The organism is Allobosea robiniae (assembly GCF_900102525.1).
Classification (GTDB): Bacteria; Pseudomonadota; Alphaproteobacteria; order Rhizobiales; family Beijerinckiaceae; genus Allobosea; species Allobosea robiniae.
On sequence record NZ_FNBZ01000002.1, the window covers coordinates 390,570 to 409,649 of the forward strand.

The window sequence follows — 19,080 nt, forward strand, 5'->3', positions numbered from 1 at the left end:
GGTAGACAGCGGAATTTGCGTGAGAGTCTCACAGTTCTGGCCGGCCTGCTGGTGCTGACGCTGCTGGTGGCCCTGATCGGCCCCGGTTTCGTCGACTGGCAGGCCTATCGGCCGCAGATCGAGGCGCGGCTGAGCGAGGCGCTCGGCGTCGAGACGCAGATCGGTGGCGGGATCGGCCTGCGGCTGCTGCCATCGCCACGCATTGCGCTCGAGGATGTGCGGATCGGGCCGGGCGACGGCTCGGCAAGTTCAGCGACGGCCGAACATGTGACCGTGGAATTGGCGCTGGCGGCGCTCGCCCGCGGCGATTTTCGTTTCTCCGAAGCGCGGCTCGACGGTGCGGCGGTTTCTCTCTTGCTGGACGAGGCGGGCTTCATTCGCCTGCCCAAGCGAAGCGGCAAGGGCATTCCGGCAGGGGCGAGCCTCGACCGTCTGACGATCAGCCGTTCGACCCTGATCTGGCGCGAGGCCAGGAAACCAGCCGTCACGCTCTCGCCGATCGCGGCCGAAATGTCGGCGGTGAGCCTTGCCGGCCCGTGGCGCTTCGAGGGCGAGGTCGCGGGGGCGTCGCTGCGTGTCACGACCGGAGAGATGGAGGCCGACGGGCGGCTGCGGACCAAGGCCTATCTCACCGGCGAGGACCTGCAGCTCGGCTTCGACGGCGCGCTGCTCTTCCCGAAAGGGGCGGAAGGCTTCGGGACGGAACTGGACGGCGCCTTCAATCTCTCGCCGGGCGGGGCAGTCGCGCTGACCGGGCGCGTCAAGGGCGGCAGTAGGCAGCTCGATCTCGCCGGGCTCACGCTCGATGTCGCGGGCGGGGCGGCGCGTCTGGAAGGCGAGGGGCAGTATCTGCCCGGAACGGGCAAGGGCTCGCTGGCCCTGCGCGCGCGGCGGCTTGATGCCGATGCGCTGATGACGGCGCTTGCCGAGCGGCAGGGCTTCGAACGCGCCTTGCAGGGCCTGCCCGGCGCTTTCGATGTCAGCCTCGATCTCGACCAGTTGATCTGGCGCGGCGAGGATTTCTCGACGCTTGCCTTGCGCGGGCGCCTGCATGACGGCGGCCTGAGCGATGCATCCGCTTCGGTGCGCGTGGCCGGCGCGTTGCTGGGCGCGAGCGGCAGCCTGAGTTCGGAAGGGGCCTCGGGTCGGTTCAACCTCAAGGCCGACGATGCGCGGCGCGTCGGGCTGGTGCTGGCGCGGGCGGGCCTCGATCCTGCACTGGCCGATTTCATGGCGCGCCTCGGTCGGATCGATGCCGATGCCGTCGGCGCCTGGACGGGCCAGGGCGGCCGGTTCCAGCGCCTGCTGGTCGCGGGCTCGTCGGGTTTGCGGCTCGAGGCTTCCGGCGAGATCGCACCGAACCGGATCGCGGCGAAGGCCTCCGTGAATGGGCTTTCGCTCGATACCCTGCCGCCCGGCACCAGTCTCTCCGGCCTGTTGCGGCAGCGCGATGTGGCGCTGGAGCTCGTGCTCACCAATCTGCGCTTCCGCAACGCGCCGCCGGGCTCGGCCAATCTCGATCTCCGTCGCGAGGGGGATATCTGGCGGCTGAGCCGGCTTTCGGTCGAAGGCTTCGGCGGTGTGGCGGTCACCGGCGCCGGCGCGCTGCTGGCAGAGGGCGGCGAGATTTCCGGTCGGGTACGGGCGCCGCGCTTCGAGACATTGACGGCGCTGGCCGGGCCGCTGCTGCCGGAAACCGCGGTGCAGGCGCTCCAGCGCGTCGGCGAGGGATTGGCGCGGCTCGATACCGGTTTCCGCCTGACGCGCGCGGCTTCGGGCGAGACCAGCCTGTCCGCCGAAGGCACGGCCGCAGCCGGCAAGCTCAAGCTCGACGGACGGATCGACCGGGCAGGCAACTGGAGCCGGGCGGCTTTGGGCTTCGAGCTCAACGACCGGCGGCAGGCCTTTGCGGCTCTCGGCCTGCCGCTGCCGCAGCAGGGCGGTGCGGGGCAGTTCAACCTCGAACTGGACCGGGGCAAGGCAACCGGCTCGCTGGCGGGGCAGGGGCTGTCGGTTGTCGTCGAGGATAGCGGACAGGGGCCTCAACTGAGCATGCAGGCGGATGGGCCGGGACAGATCCTTGCCGAGGGGCCAGCGCGATTGCTGCCGGACGGCGTCATCGATGCGCATGCGCGGCTCACCATTGCCGAGGAGGCGATCCGGCTCGACGAGATCACCGCCCATCTCGGCGGGATGGCGGTAAGCGGCTCGCTGCTGCTGCCGCGTGAGGGGCGCTCGTCAGGTCGTATCGCGGTCCCGACCGTCGATCTGCGTCCGCTGATGAATGCGGCGCTCGGGCAAGTCGCCGTTGCTCCCGGTGCGATCTGGTCGACCGGGCGCTTCGGACGCATTGCTGGGTTCCCCGATTTCGACATCGCAGTCGAGACCGGCGCGCTGCTCGCCTTCGAGGACGGCACCATCCGCAATGCCGCTTTCACCCTGCGGACGGACCAGGACGGCCTCAGGATCGACGATATGCGCGGCAGCTATGGCGGCGGGCAGGTCGCCGGGCGACTCGGCCTGCGGCGCGATGGCGGGCTCGCCCAAATCAATGGCCGGCTCAGCGCGATGGCGATCGATCTCGGCGAATTGACCAGGGGCGCCGTCGGCGGCAAGACCTCGGGGCAGATCGAGTTCGGCGGTTCGGGCGAGACGCCGGCGCGGCTGGTCGCGGGCCTGAGCGGTGCCGGCAGCCTGGCGCTCAACGGCACGCGCCTCGCCCGCTTCGACCCCAACGCCTATGCGAGGATCATCGCAGGGACCGGCGAGGATGCGTCCGAGAGCGACGCGTCGCGCTTGCGGGACCGTCTCAGCGAGGCGCTCGACAAGGATGCCTGGGCGCTCGGCGACATTACATTGCCGTTCACCTTGGCCGGCGGGTTGATCCGGCTCCAGCCCTTCGCCTTCGAGCGCAGCGGGTTGCGTGCCGAGGCGAGCGGCGTTCTCGACCTGCGCGCGCTGACCGCCGATCTCAGGCTCGGCCTGAAGCCGCTGGGTGCCCTGCCCAAGGGCTGGCCGGGCGATGCGCCGCAGATCGGCATCGCCTGGCGAGGACCGCTGTCGAACCTCCGACGCGAGAGCGATGTCAGCGCCTTGTCGAACACCGTTGCGGCGCGGGCGCTGGCCCGCGAGATCGAGCGGGTCGAGGCTTTCGAGGCCGATGCGCGCGAGCGTTCGCTGCATGCGCGCCGGCTCCGGGCCGAGCGCGAGATGCGTGAGAACGAGCGCAAGCTGGGCGAGTTCTTGAAGGCGCAGGAGGAGGCTCGCCTCGCCGAGGAGAAACGCCAGGAAGAGGCGCGGCGCATCGAGGAGGAACGGCGTCTGGCCGAAGAGAAGCGCGCCGAGGAGATCAGGCGCGCCGAGCAGGCCCGCGCCGAGCTGGAAGTGCGCCGCCGGGCGGAAGCCGAAGAGCGCGCCCGGGCCGCAGCCGAGCGGGCAGCTGCGCAATCGGCGGCGCCGCAAGCTCAGCCACAACCGCAGCCCGGCCCGCTCGTGCTACCGGGCGCGCCGCGCAGCAGCTCGCCGGAAGGAGCGGTCCAGCCGCCGACCGGTGGCGTCGCGCCATTGCCGCCGCCGATGCAGATTCAGCCTGTGCCGCAGCCGCGCAGCGCGCCGGCGCGTTGAGAGCTCGATTCAACGGCTTCGCGATTTGATTCCGGATCTTTCGATAAGCGCCTGACCAAGCACGGTATTCTGATTGGCGATGCCGGCTTGTCGATGGCCGGCAATCGACCGCGCCGTCTCAGGCGCTGCCCGCCAACCGCCGATAATGCGCCAGAGCATGCAGCCGCAGAGCGGAGGAGAGGTTCAGCTCGCCTCGCCCGGAATCGACCTCGGCGACAAGCGCCGCGATCGGGCGATCTTCGCTCGCCGCGATCTCCTTCAGCGCCTCCCAGAAGGGGGATTCCAGCGAGATGCTGGTGCGATGGCCGGCGATGCTGAGCGAGCGCTTGCGCTCCGGCTTCATGCCGGCTCCGGCTCGTCGTCGCCGCGGTCGAGCCTGTGCCCGTCGATGTGGCGGGCGGCCTTGTCGCGTTCGGCCTCGGTCAGCTTGCGCTCGGCCTTGGTACGGCCGAAGGAGATGCGGTTCTGCTCGGCCGTCTTCTCAGCCTCCGCACGTGCCTTCTGCTTGCGGGCGCGACGGAGATTGACGATCTCGGCCATGAGGGATGCTCCTCAGGCCGGGCCGAGCATCAGCTCGGGCTTGACCGTGCTGTCGAAGAGCTCGGCATCGACGCCGGCCTTCAGCGCTTCCTCGCGCAGCGTCGTGCCGTTGTGATGGGCGGCCTTGGCGATGCTGGCGGCCTTGTCGTAGCCGATCGCCGGCGCCAGCGCCGTCACCAGCATCAGCGAGCGCGAGAGCAGCTCCTTGAGCTGCGCCTCGTTGGCCTCGATGCCCTCGACGCAGTTGACGCGGAAGCTCTCGGCCGCGTCGGCGAGCAGCCGGACCGATTGCAGGAAGGCGGCTGCGATCACCGGCTTGAAGACGTTGAGCTCGAAATGGCCCTGGGAGGCGGCGAAGCCGATCGTCGCCTGGTTGCCGTGGACCTGGGTCGCGACCATGGTCAGCGCTTCGGCCTGGGTCGGATTGACCTTGCCCGGCATGATCGAGGAGCCGGGCTCGTTCTCCGGCAGGCTGATCTCGCCGAGGCCCGAGCGCGGGCCGGACCCCATCAGGCGGATGTCGTTGGCGATCTTGAACAGGTCGGAAGCAAGCGCCGCCAGCGCACCATGGGCAGCGGCGAGCGCACCATGGCTCGCCAGCGCCTCGAACTTGTTGTCGGCGCTGCGGAAGGGCAGGCCGGTCAGCGTCGCGGTTTCCTTGGCGAAGAAGGCGGCGAAGTCCGGATGGGTGTTGAGTCCGGTGCCGACGGCCGTGCCGCCCTGCGCCAGCGCGTAGAGCCCGCCGAGCGCCGCCTCGATCCGGCCGATGCCGAGATGAAGCTGCATCGCATAGCCGGAGAATTCCTGGCCGAGCGTGACGGGGGTCGCGTCCTGAAGATGGGTGCGGCCGATCTTGACCAGATGCTTGAAGGCTTCGACCTTGGCGTTCAGCGCCTTTTCAAGGCTGCGCAAGGCGGGCAGCAGGCGGCGCGTGATCTCCAGCACCGCCGCGATATGCATCGCGGTCGGGAAGGAATCGTTCGAGGACTGGCCGCGATTGACATGGTCGTTGGGGTGGACCGGGCTCTTGGCGCCGAGGCCCGCACCAAGCAACTCGTTGGCGCGGTTCGCCAGGACCTCGTTGGCATTCATGTTGGACTGGGTGCCCGACCCGGTCTGCCAGATCACCAGCGGGAAATGCCCGTCGAACTTGCCGGCGAGCGCCTCGTCCGCGGCATGGGCGATCGCGCCGGCGACGCGCTGGTCGAGCAGGCCGAGCTTGGCGTTGACATGTGCGGCAGCCTTCTTGACCAGCACCAGCGCATGGACCAGCGGCAGCGGCATGCGCTCGCTCTCGCCGCCGATACGGAAATTCTCGAGGGAGCGCTGCGTCTGCGCGCCCCAGTATCGATCCGCGGGCACCGCGATCGGGCCGAAGGAATCGGTTTCGGTGCGCGTTTCGGTCATGGCGTCCGTCGTCGAGGTTTCTTGCGTCAGGGCTTCTTGCGGAAGGAATCGAGGCTGACCACTTCGGCGCCGCCGCGTTCATCGTCACCTTCCACGGCAGGCTCGGCCTTCGCCGGCGCTGCGGCTGCCTCAGCCGCGGGCGCCTTGCCCTTGGTGGCCGGAAGGGCGGCCGGCACGATCCGGGCCGGCGCGGGCGGCGCTTCGGCCGGCTCGGCTTCCTGCATGGCGGCGGCATCCTCGGGCTCGCCCTGGGCCTCGAACTTCAGGCCGAACTGGACCGAAGGGTCGAAGAAGGTCGAGATCGCGTCGAAGGGAACGAGCAGCCGTTCCGGCACGCCGGAGAAGGACAGGCCGACCTCGAAGGAATGGTCGCCGACGCTCAAATCCCAGAACTGATGCTGCAGGACGATCGTCATCTCGTCGGGATGCTTCTCGCGCAGGCGCTGCGACAGGCGCACGCCCGGCGCCTGTGTGCGGAACGTCACATAGAAATGGTGCTCGCCCGGCAGCCCGTCGCGCGCGGCCTCCGTCAGGATCTTGCGGACCACGCCCTTCAGCGCATCCTGCACCATGAGATCGTAACGAAGAACATCCTTGGACATCGAGGCGCGATTTCCGCTTGTTGCGTTCCGGCGGGAACAGCCGGCAGGCCGTCAGAAAAAGAAGTGGAGGCTTCTGTTGCCAGGCGCCTCCGAGCCCCGCCTTACGCGGCTAAACGCAAGGGCTTTGGTTTGGGAACCAGCACCGCTTACGCGGCGACGGCGACCCGAGCATTGTTGTCGTTGGCAACTATGCTTTGGCCCGATAACGGCGGAACCATGCCGAGCAAAAGGATAACCTTTACACCCTCGTCGATCCTGTTTCGCCCCCGCCGCAGCCCTGCAACCGCTCGGTTGCAAGTTCCTGCTGCTCGCGCCGCAGGGCTGGGGTGGAGGCGCCGGGTACTGCCCCCGGGTCCGAAAGGCTTATTTCGAGATCCGTTTATCGCCATAGCCGTTCTTGCGAGCGGCACCTGCGAATATAGGGAAGCCCGTGGCGTTGGGAAAGGGTTCTCATGCGTTTTCGACAAAGAGTGAGGCTTCACCGCCTCAATCGAGAATGCGACCATTTCTGATGTCGATGTCGAGGCTCATCTCGTCGTCCTCGGCGGTGCGGCCGGCAACCTCCCAGCGATCACCGGAACGGACGATCTCCTCGACATGGACAAGCCCGGCGCTCCAGGCGATGTCGCGGGCTTGCCGCTCCGAGATTGTCGCGCCGGCATAGGTCTCCTCGGCATGGGCGGACAGCGCGATCAGGGCGTTGAGAGCGAGCGCCGCCAGCAGACGGCGCGGCGGGTTCAGGGTCGGCATGTCGACTATCCCTACGAATCAAGCGCGCGATGAGCGGCGCCGATTGGGGCGGGTTTGCGGACGGAAGAGCCTCACGGGCCGTCGCGTTTGCGTGAGGAGACAGGTTCCCGCCATACGCTGACAGGATGTGCGGCAAAGGCTGGGGATGCCTGCCTGCCGGACAGGGCCAAGCGATGCGTCAGCCGCTATAGTCGCGCGCCTTCCAGAGAGTCGCCATGCGCCAGTATCACGACCTGCTCCAACGCGTCCTGACCGAGGGCGTCCGCAAGGACGACCGCACCGGCACCGGCACGCTGGCCGTCTTCGGCCACCAGATGCGCTTCGACCTGTCGGAGGGGTTTCCGCTGGTCACGACCAAGAAGCTGCACCTGAAATCGATCATCCACGAGCTGATCTGGTTCCTGCGCGGCGACACCAATGTGCGCTACCTGCAGGAGAACGGCGTCACGATCTGGGACGAATGGGCCGATGCGAACGGCGATCTCGGCCCGGTCTATGGCCGGCAGTGGCGGAGCTGGGCGGCGCCCGACGGGCAAGTGATCGACCAGATCGCCTGGCTGGTGAGCGAGATCCGCCGCAATCCCGATTCGCGCCGGCTGATCGTCTCGGCCTGGAACCCGGCCGACATCCCGAAGATGGCGCTGGCGCCGTGCCATTGCCTGTTCCAGTTCTTCGTCGCCAACGGCAAGCTCTCCTGCCAGCTCTACCAGCGCTCGGCCGACGTCTTCCTCGGGGTGCCCTTCAATATCGCGAGCTATGCGCTGCTGACCCATATGGTGGCGCAGGTGACGGGCCTGGGCGTCGGTGATTTCGTGCATTCCTTCGGCGACACCCATCTCTATGTGAACCATCTCGACCAGACCCGGTTGCAGCTTTCGCGCGAGCCCCGCGCGTTGCCGAAGCTCACGCTCAACCCGGCGGTGACGCGGCTGGAGGATTTCCAGTTCGCGGACGTCACGATCACCGATTACGACCCGCATCCCGGCATCAAGGCTCCGATCGCAGTATGACCCTCACCATCCGCTCCGCCCGTCCCGGCGAGGCCGGGCTCGTGCTCGGCTTCATCCGCGAGCTCGCCGAATACGAGAAGCTGCTGCACGAGGTCGTCGCGACCGAGGCCGAGATCGAGACTGCGCTGTTCGGGCCGGACCCCAAGGCGTTCTGCGACATCGCCGAATGGGATGGCCAGGCGGTTGGCTTCGCCGTCTGGTTCTACACCTATTCGACCTTCAGCGGCCGGCACGGGATCTGGCTGGAAGACCTCTTCGTGCGGCCGGACCAGCGCGGGCGCGGCATCGGCAAGGCACTGATCGCCGGGCTTGCGCGGCGCTGTGTCGCGGAGAAACTGCCGCGGCTGGCCTGGTGGGTGCTGAACTGGAACGAACCCTCGCGCGTTTTCTATCGGGCGCTCGGCGCCACGGCGCAAGACGAGTGGACCGTGAAGCGGCTGGAGGGCGAGGCGCTCGCGCGATTGGGCGCGGAGGTTTGAACCATGGAGAAACGTCCGATCGTTCTGATCGCGGCCGTCGCCGACAACAATGTGATCGGTGACGACAACCGGTTGATCTGGCGGTTGAAGACCGACCTCAAGCACTTTCGCAGCCTGACGCTGGGACGGCCGGTGCTGATGGGGCGCAAGACCTTCCTGTCGATCGGCAAGCCCTTGCCGGGGCGCGAAATCGTCGTGCTGAGCCGGGATGCCGGCTTTTCTGCGGAGGGGGTGAGCGTCGCGCGTTCGCTCGATGAAGGGCTGGAGATCGGGCAGCGGCTCGCTGCGGCCAGCGGCGCGGATTCCGTCGTGATCGCCGGTGGCGCCGAGGTCTATCGCCAGGCCCTGCCGCTGGCCGATCGGCTGGAGCTGACTCTCGTGCATGCGAAGCCATCAGGCGACGCACTCTTCCCCGACTGGGAGCACGACGCCTTCGAGGCCGGTGCCAACGACCACCACCCGGCCGACGCCGAGAACGAGCACCCCTATACCTTTGTCACCTGGCGCCGACGCGGCTGATCGCCGCTTTCCATTCACGATGAATGGCTTGCGCCGTTGACGAATCCATGGCCCATGACCAAGTCAGCCCAGCGCCTTCGGCCGAAGGCGCTGACAAGCGGCCGTCATTTGCTTATGGCTTGGCCTCGACAGAACGAAAGGGAACGGCTCGAGAATGCCTTGGAGCAATCAGAGCGGCGGTGGCAGCGGCGGGGGAGGTCCCTGGGGTCAGCGCGGAGGTAGTGGCGGCGGCGGTCCCTGGGGCGGCGGTTCAGGCAGCGGCGGGGGCAACGGCAACCCGCCAGATCTCGAGGAAATCCTGCGGCGCAGCCAGGATCGGCTGAAGAACTTGGTCCCCGGCGGCAATATCGGCGGGCGCGGCCTGCTTCTCGGCATCCTGGCGCTGATCCTGATCTGGCTCGGCTCCGGCATCTATTTCGTGCGGCCCAACGAGGTCGGCCTCAACGTCGTGTTCGGCCGCTTCGCCGGCAAGACCGGCGAAGGCCCGAACTGGAACTGGCCCTATCCGATCGGCAGCGTGATCAAGCCGCAGGTGACGAACGTCATCACCACCGAGGTCGGCTTCCGGACGGTCGAATCGATCCGGACCTCGCGTCAGACCGACGTCACCGAAGAAAGCCTGATGCTCACCGGCGACGAGAACATCGTCGACATCGATTTCATCGTGCAGTGGCAGATCGACCCGGCCGCGCCCGAGAACTACGTCTTCAACATCCAGGATCCGTCCGGCACGGTGAAGGCCGTGGCCGAGAGCGCGATGCGCGAGATCATCGGCCGGCGCAACATCCAGCCGGTGCTGACGACCGATCGCGGCGCGATCGAGACCGAGGTGCGCCAGCTGATGCAGGACACGCTCAACGGCTATAATGCCGGCGTGCGGATCAGCCTCGTCCAGCTCCAGAAGGTCGACCCGCCGCAGCAGGTCATCGACGCCTTCCGCGACGTCCAGGCGGCGCGCGCCGACCAGGAACGCCTGCGCAACGAGGCGCAGACCTATGCCAACCGCGTCGTGCCCGAGGCACGCGGCCGTGCCGCGCAGCTGACGCAGGCGGCTGAAGCCTTCAAGGAGCAGACCGTCGCCGAGGCGCGCGGTCAGGCGAGCCGCTTCAACGCGGTCTACGAGCAATACAAGAACGCTCCGGCCGTGACGCGCGAGCGTCTCTTCCTGGAGACGATGGAACGCGTGATGGGCGGGACCGACAAGATCATCCTCGACTCGGCGGGCAACGGGCAGGGCGTCGTGCCCTATCTGCCGCTCGACCAGCTCCAGCAACGGCGCCCGGTTTCGGGCCAGCAGCAGGGAGGGGCTCTGCGATGAACTCCCCCGTGTTGCGCGGCGTGCTCTTCTTCGCCGTCGTCGTCGTCGCCATCGTGCTCTACGCGTCGACCTTCGTGGTCTCGCAGACGCAGTCGGCCCTCGTCCTGCGCCTCGGCGCGATCCGCAGCGTCGTCACGGCGCCGGGGCTGTATTTCAAGCTGCCGGCTCCGTTCGAGCAGGTCACCCTGCTTGATAACCGCATCCTCGATCTCGACCTCCCGGCCCAGGAAATCATCGCCTCGGACCAGAAGCGTCTCGTCGTCGATGCCTTCACCCGCTACCGGATCTCCGACCCGCTGCGCTTCTACCAGGCGGTCAACAACATCCCGCGGGCGAACTCGCAGCTCGCCTCGATCGTGAACGGCAACGTTCGCTCGGTGCTGGCGGAGGCCACCTTCACGGCGATGGTCCGCACGGACCGGACGCGACTGATGAACCGCATCCGCGACGACGTGAACCGCGAGGCGGCGCGCTTCGGCATGACCGTGGTGGATGTCCGGCTGCGGCGCGTCGACCTGCCGGCGGCCAACTCGGCGGCGGTGTTCCAGCGCATGCAGACGGAGCGTCAGCGCGAGGCGGCGGAAGCACGCGCGCTTGGCGGCCAGCAGTCGCAGGAGATCAAGGCCCGGGCCGACAGGGACTCGACCGTGATCGTGGCGGAGGCACAGCAGCACTCCGACGAGATCCGCGGCGCGGGCGAGGCGGAGCGCAACAAGGTCTTCGCCGAAGCCTTCGGCAAGGACCCGGAGTTCTTCGCCTTCTACCGCTCGATGCAGGCCTATGAAGCCAGCATCAAGCCGGGGGATACGCGGATGGTGCTGACGCCGGATTCGCCGTTCTTCCGTTTCTTCAACGGCCCGAACGCGCAGCGTCAGGACGGCCAGGCTACCGCTCCGGCGGCGCCTGCCCAGCCTGCGCCTGCCCGGCCCTGATCATGGCGAGCGACGCGGATGCTTGATTTCGTCGCGGCGCTCGGCCTGGTCTTCGCTATCGAGGGCATTCTCTTCGCCGCGATCCCGCATCTGGCGAAGGATGCCCTGCGCAGCGCGGCGGAAACCCCGCCGGACCGGATGCGGCTCATCGGCATCGGCTCGGCGGTGCTGGGCGTGATCCTAGTCTGGGTCGCGCGCGGTATCTGGTAGAATGGGGGGCAGGCACAGGATCGTGTTCAATGACATGATCGTGCGTCGCCCTTCCGCCGCATTTCGGAGTTCAATCAACGGGCGCGCCCGTCTGTCTCGCATGGTCCGGGCGCGCCTGCCTGCATCGATCGGCCCGTATCTTTCCGACATGAGGACCCCTATGGCATCGAACACCCTTTCCGCAGCCCGGCCTGTCCGCATCGCTCTCGCTGCCGGCGTCGCCGGCCTCGCGTTGCTGGCCTCGCCGGTGCTGGCGCCGGGGCATGCGCAGGCCAACACGCCGCTCCTGCAGGGGCAGACCTCGCTTGCCGATCTCGTCGACAAGGTGATGCCGGCGGTGGTCAACATCGCTGCCGTCACCACCAACGACCAGAAAGGCCGCAACCTGCCGCAACTGCCGCAGCTCGGCCCCGATACGCCCTTCGGCGACCTGTTCGAGGAATTCTTCAACCGCCGCAACCAGCAGGGCGAGCGTCAGGCACCGCAGCAGCGCCGTTCGCAATCGGCCGGCTCGGGCTTCGTCATCGATCCGTCGGGCATCGTGGTCACCAACAACCACGTCATCGGCGACGCCAACGAGATCACGGTGATCTTCAACGACGGCCTCAGGCTCAAGGCCGAGGTCATCGGCAAGGACACCAAGGTCGACCTCGCGGTGCTGCGCGTGAAGCACGACAAGCCGCTGCCGGCAGTGAAGTTCGGCGATTCCGACAAGATGCGGATCGGCGATCCCGTGATGGCGATCGGCAATCCGTTCGGCCTGGGCGGCTCGGTCTCCTCCGGCATCGTATCGGCCCGCAACCGCGACATCAGCCAGGGTCCGTACGACACCTATATCCAGACCGACGCGGCCATCAACAAGGGCAACTCGGGCGGCCCGCTGTTCAACATGGCCGGCGAGGTCATCGGCATCAACACCGCGATCCTGTCGCCGACGGGCGGCTCGGTCGGCATCGGCTTCGCCGTGCCTTCGACGCTGGCGACCAATGTCGTCGACCAGCTCAAGGAGTTCGGTGAGACCCGCCGCGGCTGGCTCGGCGTGCGTATCCAGACGGTCGATGACGCCACTGCCGAGGCGCTGGGCCTCGGCACGGCGCGCGGAGCGCTCGTCGCCGGCGTCGACGAGAAGGGCCCGGCCAAGCCGGCCGGCCTCGAAACTGGCGACGTGATCGTCAAGTTCGACGGCAAGGACGTGAAGGATTCGCGCGATCTGCCGCGCATCGTCGCGGCGACGCCGGTCGGCAAGGACGTGCCGATCGCGATCATCCGCAAAGGCAAGGAAGAGACCAAGACCGTCAAGCTCGGTCGTCTCGAGGATGGCGAGAAGGTCCAGTCGGCCTCGGCTAACAAGCCGGCGGCGGAGCCGGCCAAGCCGTCCGTGACGACCGCACTCGGCCTCGAATTCTCGCCGCAGACCGACGAGCTCAGGAAGCGTTACACGATCAAGGACGGCGTCAAGGGCGTGGTCATCACCAAGGTCGACGCCAACTCGAATGCTGCCGACAAGCGCATCCTCGTCGGCGAATTGATCGTCGAGGTCGGCCAGGAGCCGGTTAATGCGCCGCAGGACGTGACCAAGCGGCTCGATGCGCTGAAGAAGGAGGGCAAGAAATCTGCCCTCCTGCTGGTCTCTAACGGCCAGGGCGAAGTCCGTTTCGTCGCGGTGTCGATGAACTGAGCCGACGCTGCTTGCAGAATGTGAAGGGGCGGTCCATCCGGGCCGCCCTTTTTCATGCCCTGTCCGCAGACCGGCGGCGAGGCGTGTGCGCTGGCGCAGACTGGCCGAACGCGGGTAGAGCTTGGCGACGGCGCCTGGAGAGACCGAGATGAAGATCAGCGACATCCCCTTCGTCACCACCGACTGGTCGGCGGTCCCCGTGGAGCATCATGCCGGCGACAGCGGCGAGGCGACCTGGCGCGTCCAGTATTTCGGTCCCGAGGACAACCGCATCCGGGTGCGGATGGTCGAGTATTCGCCGGGCTATGTCGCTGACCACTGGTGCTCGAAGGGCCACATCATCCTGTGCCTCGAAGGCGAGATGGAAACCACGCTGGCCGACGGACGCGTGCTGCCGCTCCGCGCCGGCATGAGCTATCAGGTCGCCGACAATGCCGAGGCGCATCGCTCCGCGACCAAGACCGGCGCGAAGCTCTTCATCGTCGACTGATCAGCCCCGGACGATCTCGGCGCCCGTATAGCCCTGGGCATAGAGCAGCGCAGTGAGATCGGCATGGTCGAGCCGGGCATCGGCTGCGGCGGCCACCGCCGGCTTGGCACGGAAGGCGGCGCCCAGTCCCGCTTCGCCGAGCATGGCGAGGTCGTTGGCGCCGTCGCCGACGGCCATTGTCTGCTCGGGTGCGAGCTTGAAGCGAGCGCGCAATTCGATGAGGGCATCGAGCTTGGCCTGCTTGCCGAGGATCGGGTCGGCGACCGTGCCGTTGAGGATGCCGTCATCGGCGAGCAGCGTGTTGGAGCGGTGCTCGTCGAAGCCGACGGCCTGGCCGATCGGCCCGGTGAAGACGGTGAAACCGCCCGAGACCAGCGCGGTGTAGCCGCCATTCGCCCGCATCGTCTGGACGAGAGCCCGCCCGCCCGGCGTCAACGTGATGCGGTCGCGGATGATCTCGCCGACGACGGAAAGCGGCACGCCCTTGAGCAGGGCGACACGTTCGCGCAAAGCCGGCTCGAAATCGATCTCGCCGCGCATGGCGCGTTCGGTGATCGCTGAGACATGCTCCTTGAGGCCCACGAAAGCAGCGAGCTCGTCGATGCATTCCTGGCCGATCATGGTCGAATCCATGTCGGCGAGGAACAGCGCCTTGCGGCGCGTCGCTGCCGGCTGGACGATGACGTCGATCGCGGCGCCCTCCAGCGCCGTGCGGATATCGGCTTCGAGCTTGCGCGCGTCGGCGGCTTCCGCGAAGAGGTCGGCAGCGACCGCGCCATCGAGCACGACCGTGCGGCTGATGCCGGGGACGGAACGGGTGAGGCGGGTGAGAAGGGCTTCGCCGACCAGCGCCTGGCCGTGGGCGGATACGAGTGTGGCGACGAGCATGTGAGGAACCGGGTGAAGGCGGAAGGGCAGTTCGACGCGGTGCTCATCGCAGGTCCGACCGCGAGCGGCAAGTCGGCGCTGGCGATCGAGATCGCGCGCCGCACCGGCGGCACCGTCGTCAACGCCGATTCCATGCAGGTCTATGCCGATCTGCGCGTTCTCTCGGCCCGGCCGAGCGCGGCGGAGGAGGCGATGGTGCCGCATCGCCTCTACGGCCATGTCGATGGCGCGGTGAACTATTCGGCAATGCGTTATGCCGCCGATGTCGCGACGCTGCTTGAAGAGCTGCGCGCGAGCGGCTCGTTGCCGATCCTGGTCGGCGGTACCGGGCTCTACTTCAAGGCCGTGACAGAAGGCTTCTCGGCGATGCCGCCCGTGCCTGAGGATGTCCGGGCTGCCTTCCGTGCCGATGCCGAAGGGCGCGAGACGGCCGCGCTCCATGCCGAGCTTGCGGCCTGCGACCTCGCCATGGCGGAGCGGTTGCGCCCGAGCGACCGGATGCGAATCATGCGGGCGCTGGAGGTTTTCCGGGCGACGGGGCGTTCGCTGGCGAGCTTCCAGGGCGAGCGCGAACCGGGGCCGCTGGGCGGCGTGCCGACGCTCCGGCTCTTTGTGCATCCCGACCGCGAGGCAGTGAAGGAGCGGATCGACCGGCGTTTTGAGGCGATGATGGGCGAGGGTGCACTCGACGAGGTCGCGCGCTTGAAGCAGCGTGGGCTCGACCCGCTGCTGCCGATCATGCGTGCCCATGGCGTGCCCGGCCTGATCGCCCATCTTGACGGCGCGATCACCCTGGACGAGGCGATCCGGCGCGGCCAGGCCGACACGCGTGCTTATGCCAAAAGGCAGGTGACGTGGTTCCGCCACCAGATGGAAGGCTGGGAAGCGGTTGCGCCAGCGGCTGCGCTGGAGGCGGCCGTCCGGCGCCTCGGCTGCTGAAGTTCAGGCCGCTTCGGCGACAGGGAGCGGGTCGGCGAGGCCGAGGCGGTTGCGGCCCTCGTTCTTGGCGCGATAGAGCGCCTGGTCGGCACGGGCCGTCAGCGATGCCAGCGCTTCGCCGGGGTGGCGGGCCGCGATGCCAAGGCTCGCCGTCACCTTGAGCGCCAGGGTTTCGGAGACCGGCATCGCGCGGCTGAGCAGGGCGTCCTGGATCTGACGGGCACTCGCTGCGGCGGAAGCCAGGTCGCAGTCCTGCAGGAGGATGCCGAACTCCTCGCCACCGAAACGGCCGACCAGATTGTGCTCGCTGCGGTACTGGCCGAGCAGGAGGTCGGCGCAGGCGCGGATCACGGCATCGCCGGCCGGGTGGCCATAGGTATCGTTGACCTGCTTGAAATGATCGAGATCGACGATGATCATCGCCAGAGCGGTGCCATCCGCCTCGCTCGCCGCGATGGCGGCATTCGCCTTGTCGGTGAAGGAGCGGCGGTTGAGCAGGGCGGTCAGCGGATCGGTCTCGGCGAGGCGGCGCAGCTCTTCCTCACGCTCCTCGCGCAGGCAGATCTCCTCGGAAAGGGCGCGGCGGGTGGCCCGTTCGCGGCCGATCTCGAGCGCCAGCGTGGCGGCGCGCATCTGCAAGGTCTGGTTGGCGACGGTGAGGTCGGTGATATCGGTCAGCGTCAGCAGCAACCCGTCGCCCAGGGGAGCGATCGCGACCCTGAGCCAGGTCGTCGTGCCGTCATGCGTGAAGGAGGTTTCCAGGGTGTCGGCGCGCTGCAGGTCGATGGCGCAGAGACAGCGGCGCCAGACCGAAAGGTCGGACAGGAAGGTCAGGCTCTCGCGGCCGTCGGTATCGAGCAGGTCGGTTTCGGGGCGTCCGCTCAATTCGGCGGCACGCCGGTTGGCCGTGACGACGACGGCTTGCTCGATCTGGCCGGCCGCGTCGCGGATGGCGCGCAGGGCGACGATGCCGCTGGGCGAGCTCTCCAGCACGGCATTGAGCAGATCCTCGCGAAACTGCAACGGCCGGCTGAAGGCGACGACGAAGCGGCGCCCGTCATGCGTGATCGTCGGCAGGACGAGGCGCTCCCACAGGGCGACGCGCACCGTCTCGGTCGAGCGATGCACGGTGTAGAGCGGCCGGTCCTCGGCCAGGGCCTGGTCGAAGCTGTCGGCCGAGAAGCGGGCGACCTGCTCGCGCATCCCCGAGAGGCGCTGCCCGAGACGGCTGGCGCCGGAATAGCGGATGATCTCGCGCCCGAAATGCAGCCAGCGATAGTCGCCGTCGTCGGTCGGCTCGAGGATCATCAGGTCCTCACCGAAATCCGGGAGCAATGCGGGTGCGAGTTCTTCATAGACCACGGCCGAGCCGTCGCGGCGATGAAGCGCGAAGCGGCGCAGGATCTGCGCGATCTCCGGCGCGTGTCCGCGCGCCGCGATATTCTCGGTGTGGACTTCGTAATACATATCCGTCCCGGTTCGAGCGCGCAGACGCTAAGGGGGAACGCATTGAAAAATCGTTCTGCCACGGCAGCGGATTTTCCGGTGTGGCGCAGACCGGTCGGTAACCATGTTGTTGATGCTTGACCGGCCGCGCGTGCTCCGCTAGCGTTCGGCAACTTTCGTCAAGGATCACGAGCGCGATGCGCAAGCTTATTCTCGTAGAGGTGCGCTGGTAGGGGCCGGTTTTCGAACCGGGCGTCCCCAACGCCAGCGCACGCCCAGGCCCCTCCGAGGGCCTTTTTTATTGCCCGCATTCCAGACAGACCAGAAGACCAGCCGCAGGAGAGCGTAATGAGCGAGATGATGACCGGCGCCGAGATGGTCGTCCGCGCGCTTCAGGATCAAGGTGTCGAGCACCTGTTCGGTTATCCGGGCGGCGCCGTACTTCCGATCTACGACGCCATCTTCCAGCAGGACAAGGTCAAGCACGTGCTCGTCCGCCACGAGCAGGGTGCGGTCCACGCCGCCGAGGGCTATGCCCGCTCCGGCCCGGGCAAGGTCGGTTGCGTGCTCGTCACCTCCGGCCCCGGCGCGACCAACGCCGTCACCGGCCTGACCGACGCGCTGCTCGACTCGATCCCGCTCGTCGTCATCACCGGCCAGGTCCCGACGCATCTGATCGGCTCCGACGCCTTCCAGGAATGCGACACGGTCGGCATCACCCGCTCCTGCACCAAGCACAACTACCTGGTGAAGAGCATCCACGACCTGCCGCGCATCCTGCACGAGGCGTTCTACGTCGCCGCCAACGGCCGCCCGGGCCCGGTCGTGATCGACATCCCCAAGGACATCCAGTTCGCGTCCGGCACCTATAGCCGCCCGCGCGACAACCAGCACAAGACCTACCGCCCGGTGGTCAAGGGTGACCTGAACAAGATCAAGGCCGCGGTCGAGCTGATCGCCGGCGCCAAGCGGCCGGTCTTCTATACCGGTGGCGGCGTGATCAATGCCGGCCCCCACGCCTCGGCGCTGCTGCGGGAGCTCGCGCGGCTGACCGGTTTCCCGGTCACCTCGACGCTGATGGGGCTGGGCGCTTATCCCGCCGCCGACAAGCAGTGGCTCGGCATGCTCGGCATGCACGGCACCTACGAAGCGAACCTCGCGATGCATGACTGCGACGTCATGATCAATATCGGCGCGCGCTTCGACGACCGTATCACCGGGCGCATCGACGGCTTCTCGCCGCGCTCGAAGAAGATCCATATCGACATCGACCCATCCTCGATCAACAAGACGGTCAAGGTCGATATCGGCATCGTCGGCGATTGCGCCCATGTGCTCGAGGATATGGTCCGGATCTGGCGCGAGACCGGCGCGCAGGCCGACAAGACCGCGCTCGCCGCCTGGTGGACGCAGATCGAGGGCTGGCGCGGCCGCAAGAGCCTCGCCTACAAGCGCTCGGACACGATCATCAAGCCGCAATATGCGCTGGAGCGCCTCTACGAGCTGACCAAGGATCGCGACACCTACATCACGACCGAGGTCGGTCAGCACCAGATGTGGGCGGCGCAGTACCTGCACTTCCAGGAGCCGAACCGCTGGATGACTTCGGGCGGCCTCGGCACGATGGGCTACGGCCTGCCGGCAGCCATCGGCGTGCAGATGAAGCACCCCAAGGCGCTGGTCATCGACGTCGCCGGCGAGGCCTCGATCCTGATGAACATGCAGGAGATGTCGACGGCGGTGCAGTACCGGCTGCCGGTTAAGATCTTCATCCTCAACAACGAGTACATGGGCATGGTGCGCCAGTGGCAGGAATTGCTGCATGGCGGGCGCTATTCGGAGAGCTATTCGCAGTCGCTGCCCGACTTCGTGAAGCTGGCCGAGGCCTATGGCGGCCACGGCATCCGCTGCTCCGACCCGGCCAAGCTCGACGACGCGATCATGGAGATGATCGAGACGCCCGGCCCGGTGATCTTCGACTGCCTCGTCGCCAAGGAAGAGAACTGCTTCCCGATGATCCCGTCGGGCAAGGCCCATAACGAGATGATCCTGCCCGATTTCGAGGGTGATACCGGCGAGATCATCGATGCCAAGGGCAAACAGCTCGTCTGACGAAGCATCGTCCTGCTCGGGCTTGCCCCGAGCATCCCGGGCGGAGTGAGGGCCAATCTGCGCCCTTCCGTCGGGAATTTCTCGGGTCGAAGCCTCAGCTTCGCCCGAGAATGACGGCAGCGCTCCGAGAAGGAAA

18 protein-coding genes and 1 other RNA gene are annotated in these 19,080 nt (G+C 67.6%); 11 read left to right on the forward strand and 8 right to left on the reverse strand.

Going from position 1 to position 19,080, the window contains the following annotated elements; genetic code table 11:
* The first annotated feature begins 15 nt into the window (after window positions 1–15).
* Window positions 16–3,624 carry an AsmA family protein gene (locus BLQ70_RS07500; protein ID WP_170843337.1) on the forward strand — a complete coding sequence of 1,203 codons (3,609 nt, stop codon included), beginning with the start codon at window positions 16–18 and terminating at the stop codon, window positions 3,622–3,624.
* 118 nt (window positions 3,625–3,742) lie between these two features.
* Here the strand turns inward: BLQ70_RS07500 and BLQ70_RS07505 are convergent, their stop codons facing one another.
* The 6 genes from BLQ70_RS07505 to BLQ70_RS07530 form a co-directional block, all read right to left on the reverse strand.
* On the reverse strand, window positions 3,743–3,967 hold the full coding sequence (locus BLQ70_RS07505) for a ribbon-helix-helix domain-containing protein (protein ID WP_091856464.1): 225 nt from the start codon (window positions 3,965–3,967) through the stop codon (window positions 3,743–3,745).
* Entirely contained in the window at window positions 3,964–4,164 is a 201-nt protein-coding gene (locus BLQ70_RS07510) for a DUF4169 family protein (protein ID WP_091856465.1), read from the reverse strand. The genes BLQ70_RS07505 and BLQ70_RS07510 overlap by 4 nt, the downstream gene beginning before the upstream one ends.
* 12 nt (window positions 4,165–4,176) lie before the next feature.
* The gene (gene fumC / locus BLQ70_RS07515) at window positions 4,177–5,571 is read right to left on the reverse strand and encodes a class II fumarate hydratase (protein WP_091856466.1); all 1,395 of its coding nucleotides are present in this window, start codon (window positions 5,569–5,571) and stop codon (window positions 4,177–4,179) included.
* A 26-nt stretch (window positions 5,572–5,597) separates the two neighbouring features.
* Entirely contained in the window at window positions 5,598–6,173 is a 576-nt protein-coding gene (locus tag BLQ70_RS07520; RefSeq protein WP_061966809.1) for an SspB family protein, read from the reverse strand.
* A gap of 62 nt (window positions 6,174–6,235) precedes the next feature.
* Window positions 6,236–6,621: a transfer-messenger RNA gene (gene ssrA, locus BLQ70_RS07525) on the reverse strand.
* Window positions 6,622–6,659: 38 nt separating this feature from the next.
* Window positions 6,660–6,923: a PepSY domain-containing protein gene (locus BLQ70_RS07530; protein ID WP_091856467.1), complete on the reverse strand. Its 264-nt coding sequence runs from the start codon at window positions 6,921–6,923 to the stop codon at window positions 6,660–6,662.
* Between the two features lie 215 nt (window positions 6,924–7,138).
* Here BLQ70_RS07530 and BLQ70_RS07535 point away from each other — a divergent pair, with 215 nt between their 5' ends.
* From BLQ70_RS07535 to BLQ70_RS07570, 8 genes are all read left to right on the forward strand, one after another.
* Window positions 7,139–7,933, forward strand: a complete 795-nt coding sequence (locus BLQ70_RS07535) for a thymidylate synthase (RefSeq protein ID WP_091856468.1) — start codon at window positions 7,139–7,141, stop codon at window positions 7,931–7,933.
* Entirely contained in the window at window positions 7,930–8,412 is a 483-nt protein-coding gene (locus BLQ70_RS07540; RefSeq protein ID WP_091856469.1) for a GNAT family N-acetyltransferase, read from the forward strand. Before BLQ70_RS07535 ends, BLQ70_RS07540 begins: the two co-directional genes overlap by 4 nt.
* Before the next feature lie 3 nt (window positions 8,413–8,415).
* Complete coding sequence (locus BLQ70_RS07545) at window positions 8,416–8,931, forward strand: dihydrofolate reductase (RefSeq protein WP_091856470.1); 516 nt, start codon at window positions 8,416–8,418, stop codon at window positions 8,929–8,931.
* A 154-nt stretch (window positions 8,932–9,085) separates the two neighbouring features.
* Window positions 9,086–10,249: an FtsH protease activity modulator HflK gene (gene hflK, locus BLQ70_RS07550; RefSeq protein ID WP_091856471.1), complete on the forward strand. Its 1,164-nt coding sequence runs from the start codon at window positions 9,086–9,088 to the stop codon at window positions 10,247–10,249.
* The gene (gene hflC / locus BLQ70_RS07555; protein WP_091856472.1) at window positions 10,246–11,181 is read left to right on the forward strand and encodes a protease modulator HflC; all 936 of its coding nucleotides are present in this window, start codon (window positions 10,246–10,248) and stop codon (window positions 11,179–11,181) included. Before hflK ends, hflC begins: the two co-directional genes overlap by 4 nt.
* A gap of 18 nt (window positions 11,182–11,199) precedes the next feature.
* On the forward strand, window positions 11,200–11,391 hold the full coding sequence (locus tag BLQ70_RS07560) for a DUF2065 domain-containing protein (RefSeq protein ID WP_061966816.1): 192 nt from the start codon (window positions 11,200–11,202) through the stop codon (window positions 11,389–11,391).
* Between the two features lie 160 nt (window positions 11,392–11,551).
* Window positions 11,552–13,069 (forward strand): DegQ family serine endoprotease, encoded by a 1,518-nt coding sequence (locus BLQ70_RS07565; protein ID WP_091856473.1) that lies wholly within the window; start codon window positions 11,552–11,554, stop codon window positions 13,067–13,069.
* Window positions 13,070–13,217: 148 nt separating this feature from the next.
* Window positions 13,218–13,559, forward strand: coding sequence for a DHCW motif cupin fold protein (locus tag BLQ70_RS07570; protein ID WP_091856474.1), 342 nt, complete (start codon window positions 13,218–13,220; stop codon window positions 13,557–13,559).
* On the opposite strand, the gene serB is transcribed toward BLQ70_RS07570, so the two are convergent.
* Window positions 13,560–14,447: a phosphoserine phosphatase SerB gene (serB, locus tag BLQ70_RS07575; protein WP_091856475.1), complete on the reverse strand. Its 888-nt coding sequence runs from the start codon at window positions 14,445–14,447 to the stop codon at window positions 13,560–13,562.
* 12 nt (window positions 14,448–14,459) lie between these two features.
* Between serB and miaA the strand changes: the two genes are divergently transcribed.
* A complete protein-coding gene (gene miaA, locus BLQ70_RS07580) occupies window positions 14,460–15,386 on the forward strand; it encodes a tRNA (adenosine(37)-N6)-dimethylallyltransferase MiaA (RefSeq protein WP_244511936.1) in 927 nt (308 codons plus the stop codon).
* Window positions 15,387–15,389: 3 nt separating this feature from the next.
* On the opposite strand, the gene BLQ70_RS07585 is transcribed toward miaA, so the two are convergent.
* A complete protein-coding gene (locus BLQ70_RS07585; protein ID WP_091856477.1) occupies window positions 15,390–16,853 on the reverse strand; it encodes a GGDEF domain-containing protein in 1,464 nt (487 codons plus the stop codon).
* A gap of 327 nt (window positions 16,854–17,180) precedes the next feature.
* Here BLQ70_RS07585 and BLQ70_RS07590 point away from each other — a divergent pair, with 327 nt between their 5' ends.
* A complete protein-coding gene (locus BLQ70_RS07590) occupies window positions 17,181–18,944 on the forward strand; it encodes an acetolactate synthase 3 large subunit (RefSeq protein ID WP_091856478.1) in 1,764 nt (587 codons plus the stop codon).
* Window positions 18,945–19,080: the final 136 nt, after the last annotated feature.

What these genes read in the sequence shown, in the direction of transcription:
- BLQ70_RS07590 (WP_091856478.1), top strand. Translation starts at nt 17,181, where the DNA reads ATGAGCGAGATGATGACCGGCGCCGAGATGGTCGTCCGCGCGCTTCAG.
- BLQ70_RS07560 (WP_061966816.1), top strand. Translation starts at nt 11,200, where the DNA reads ATGCTTGATTTCGTCGCGGCGCTCGGCCTGGTCTTCGCTATCGAGGGC.
- hflK (WP_091856471.1), top strand. Translation starts at nt 9,086, where the DNA reads ATGCCTTGGAGCAATCAGAGCGGCGGTGGCAGCGGCGGGGGAGGTCCC.
- fumC (WP_091856466.1), bottom strand. Translation starts at nt 5,571, where the DNA reads ATGACCGAAACGCGCACCGAAACCGATTCCTTCGGCCCGATCGCGGTG.
- BLQ70_RS07535 (WP_091856468.1), top strand. Translation starts at nt 7,139, where the DNA reads ATGCGCCAGTATCACGACCTGCTCCAACGCGTCCTGACCGAGGGCGTC.
- BLQ70_RS07565 (WP_091856473.1), top strand. Translation starts at nt 11,552, where the DNA reads ATGGCATCGAACACCCTTTCCGCAGCCCGGCCTGTCCGCATCGCTCTC.
- BLQ70_RS07545 (WP_091856470.1), top strand. Translation starts at nt 8,416, where the DNA reads ATGGAGAAACGTCCGATCGTTCTGATCGCGGCCGTCGCCGACAACAAT.
- BLQ70_RS07585 (WP_091856477.1), bottom strand. Translation starts at nt 16,853, where the DNA reads ATGTATTACGAAGTCCACACCGAGAATATCGCGGCGCGCGGACACGCG.
- BLQ70_RS07530 (WP_091856467.1), bottom strand. Translation starts at nt 6,923, where the DNA reads ATGCCGACCCTGAACCCGCCGCGCCGTCTGCTGGCGGCGCTCGCTCTC.
- BLQ70_RS07570 (WP_091856474.1), top strand. Translation starts at nt 13,218, where the DNA reads ATGAAGATCAGCGACATCCCCTTCGTCACCACCGACTGGTCGGCGGTC.
- BLQ70_RS07540 (WP_091856469.1), top strand. Translation starts at nt 7,930, where the DNA reads ATGACCCTCACCATCCGCTCCGCCCGTCCCGGCGAGGCCGGGCTCGTG.
- hflC (WP_091856472.1), top strand. Translation starts at nt 10,246, where the DNA reads ATGAACTCCCCCGTGTTGCGCGGCGTGCTCTTCTTCGCCGTCGTCGTC.
- BLQ70_RS07505 (WP_091856464.1), bottom strand. Translation starts at nt 3,967, where the DNA reads ATGAAGCCGGAGCGCAAGCGCTCGCTCAGCATCGCCGGCCATCGCACC.
- serB (WP_091856475.1), bottom strand. Translation starts at nt 14,447, where the DNA reads ATGCTCGTCGCCACACTCGTATCCGCCCACGGCCAGGCGCTGGTCGGC.
- BLQ70_RS07520 (WP_061966809.1), bottom strand. Translation starts at nt 6,173, where the DNA reads ATGTCCAAGGATGTTCTTCGTTACGATCTCATGGTGCAGGATGCGCTG.
- BLQ70_RS07510 (WP_091856465.1), bottom strand. Translation starts at nt 4,164, where the DNA reads ATGGCCGAGATCGTCAATCTCCGTCGCGCCCGCAAGCAGAAGGCACGT.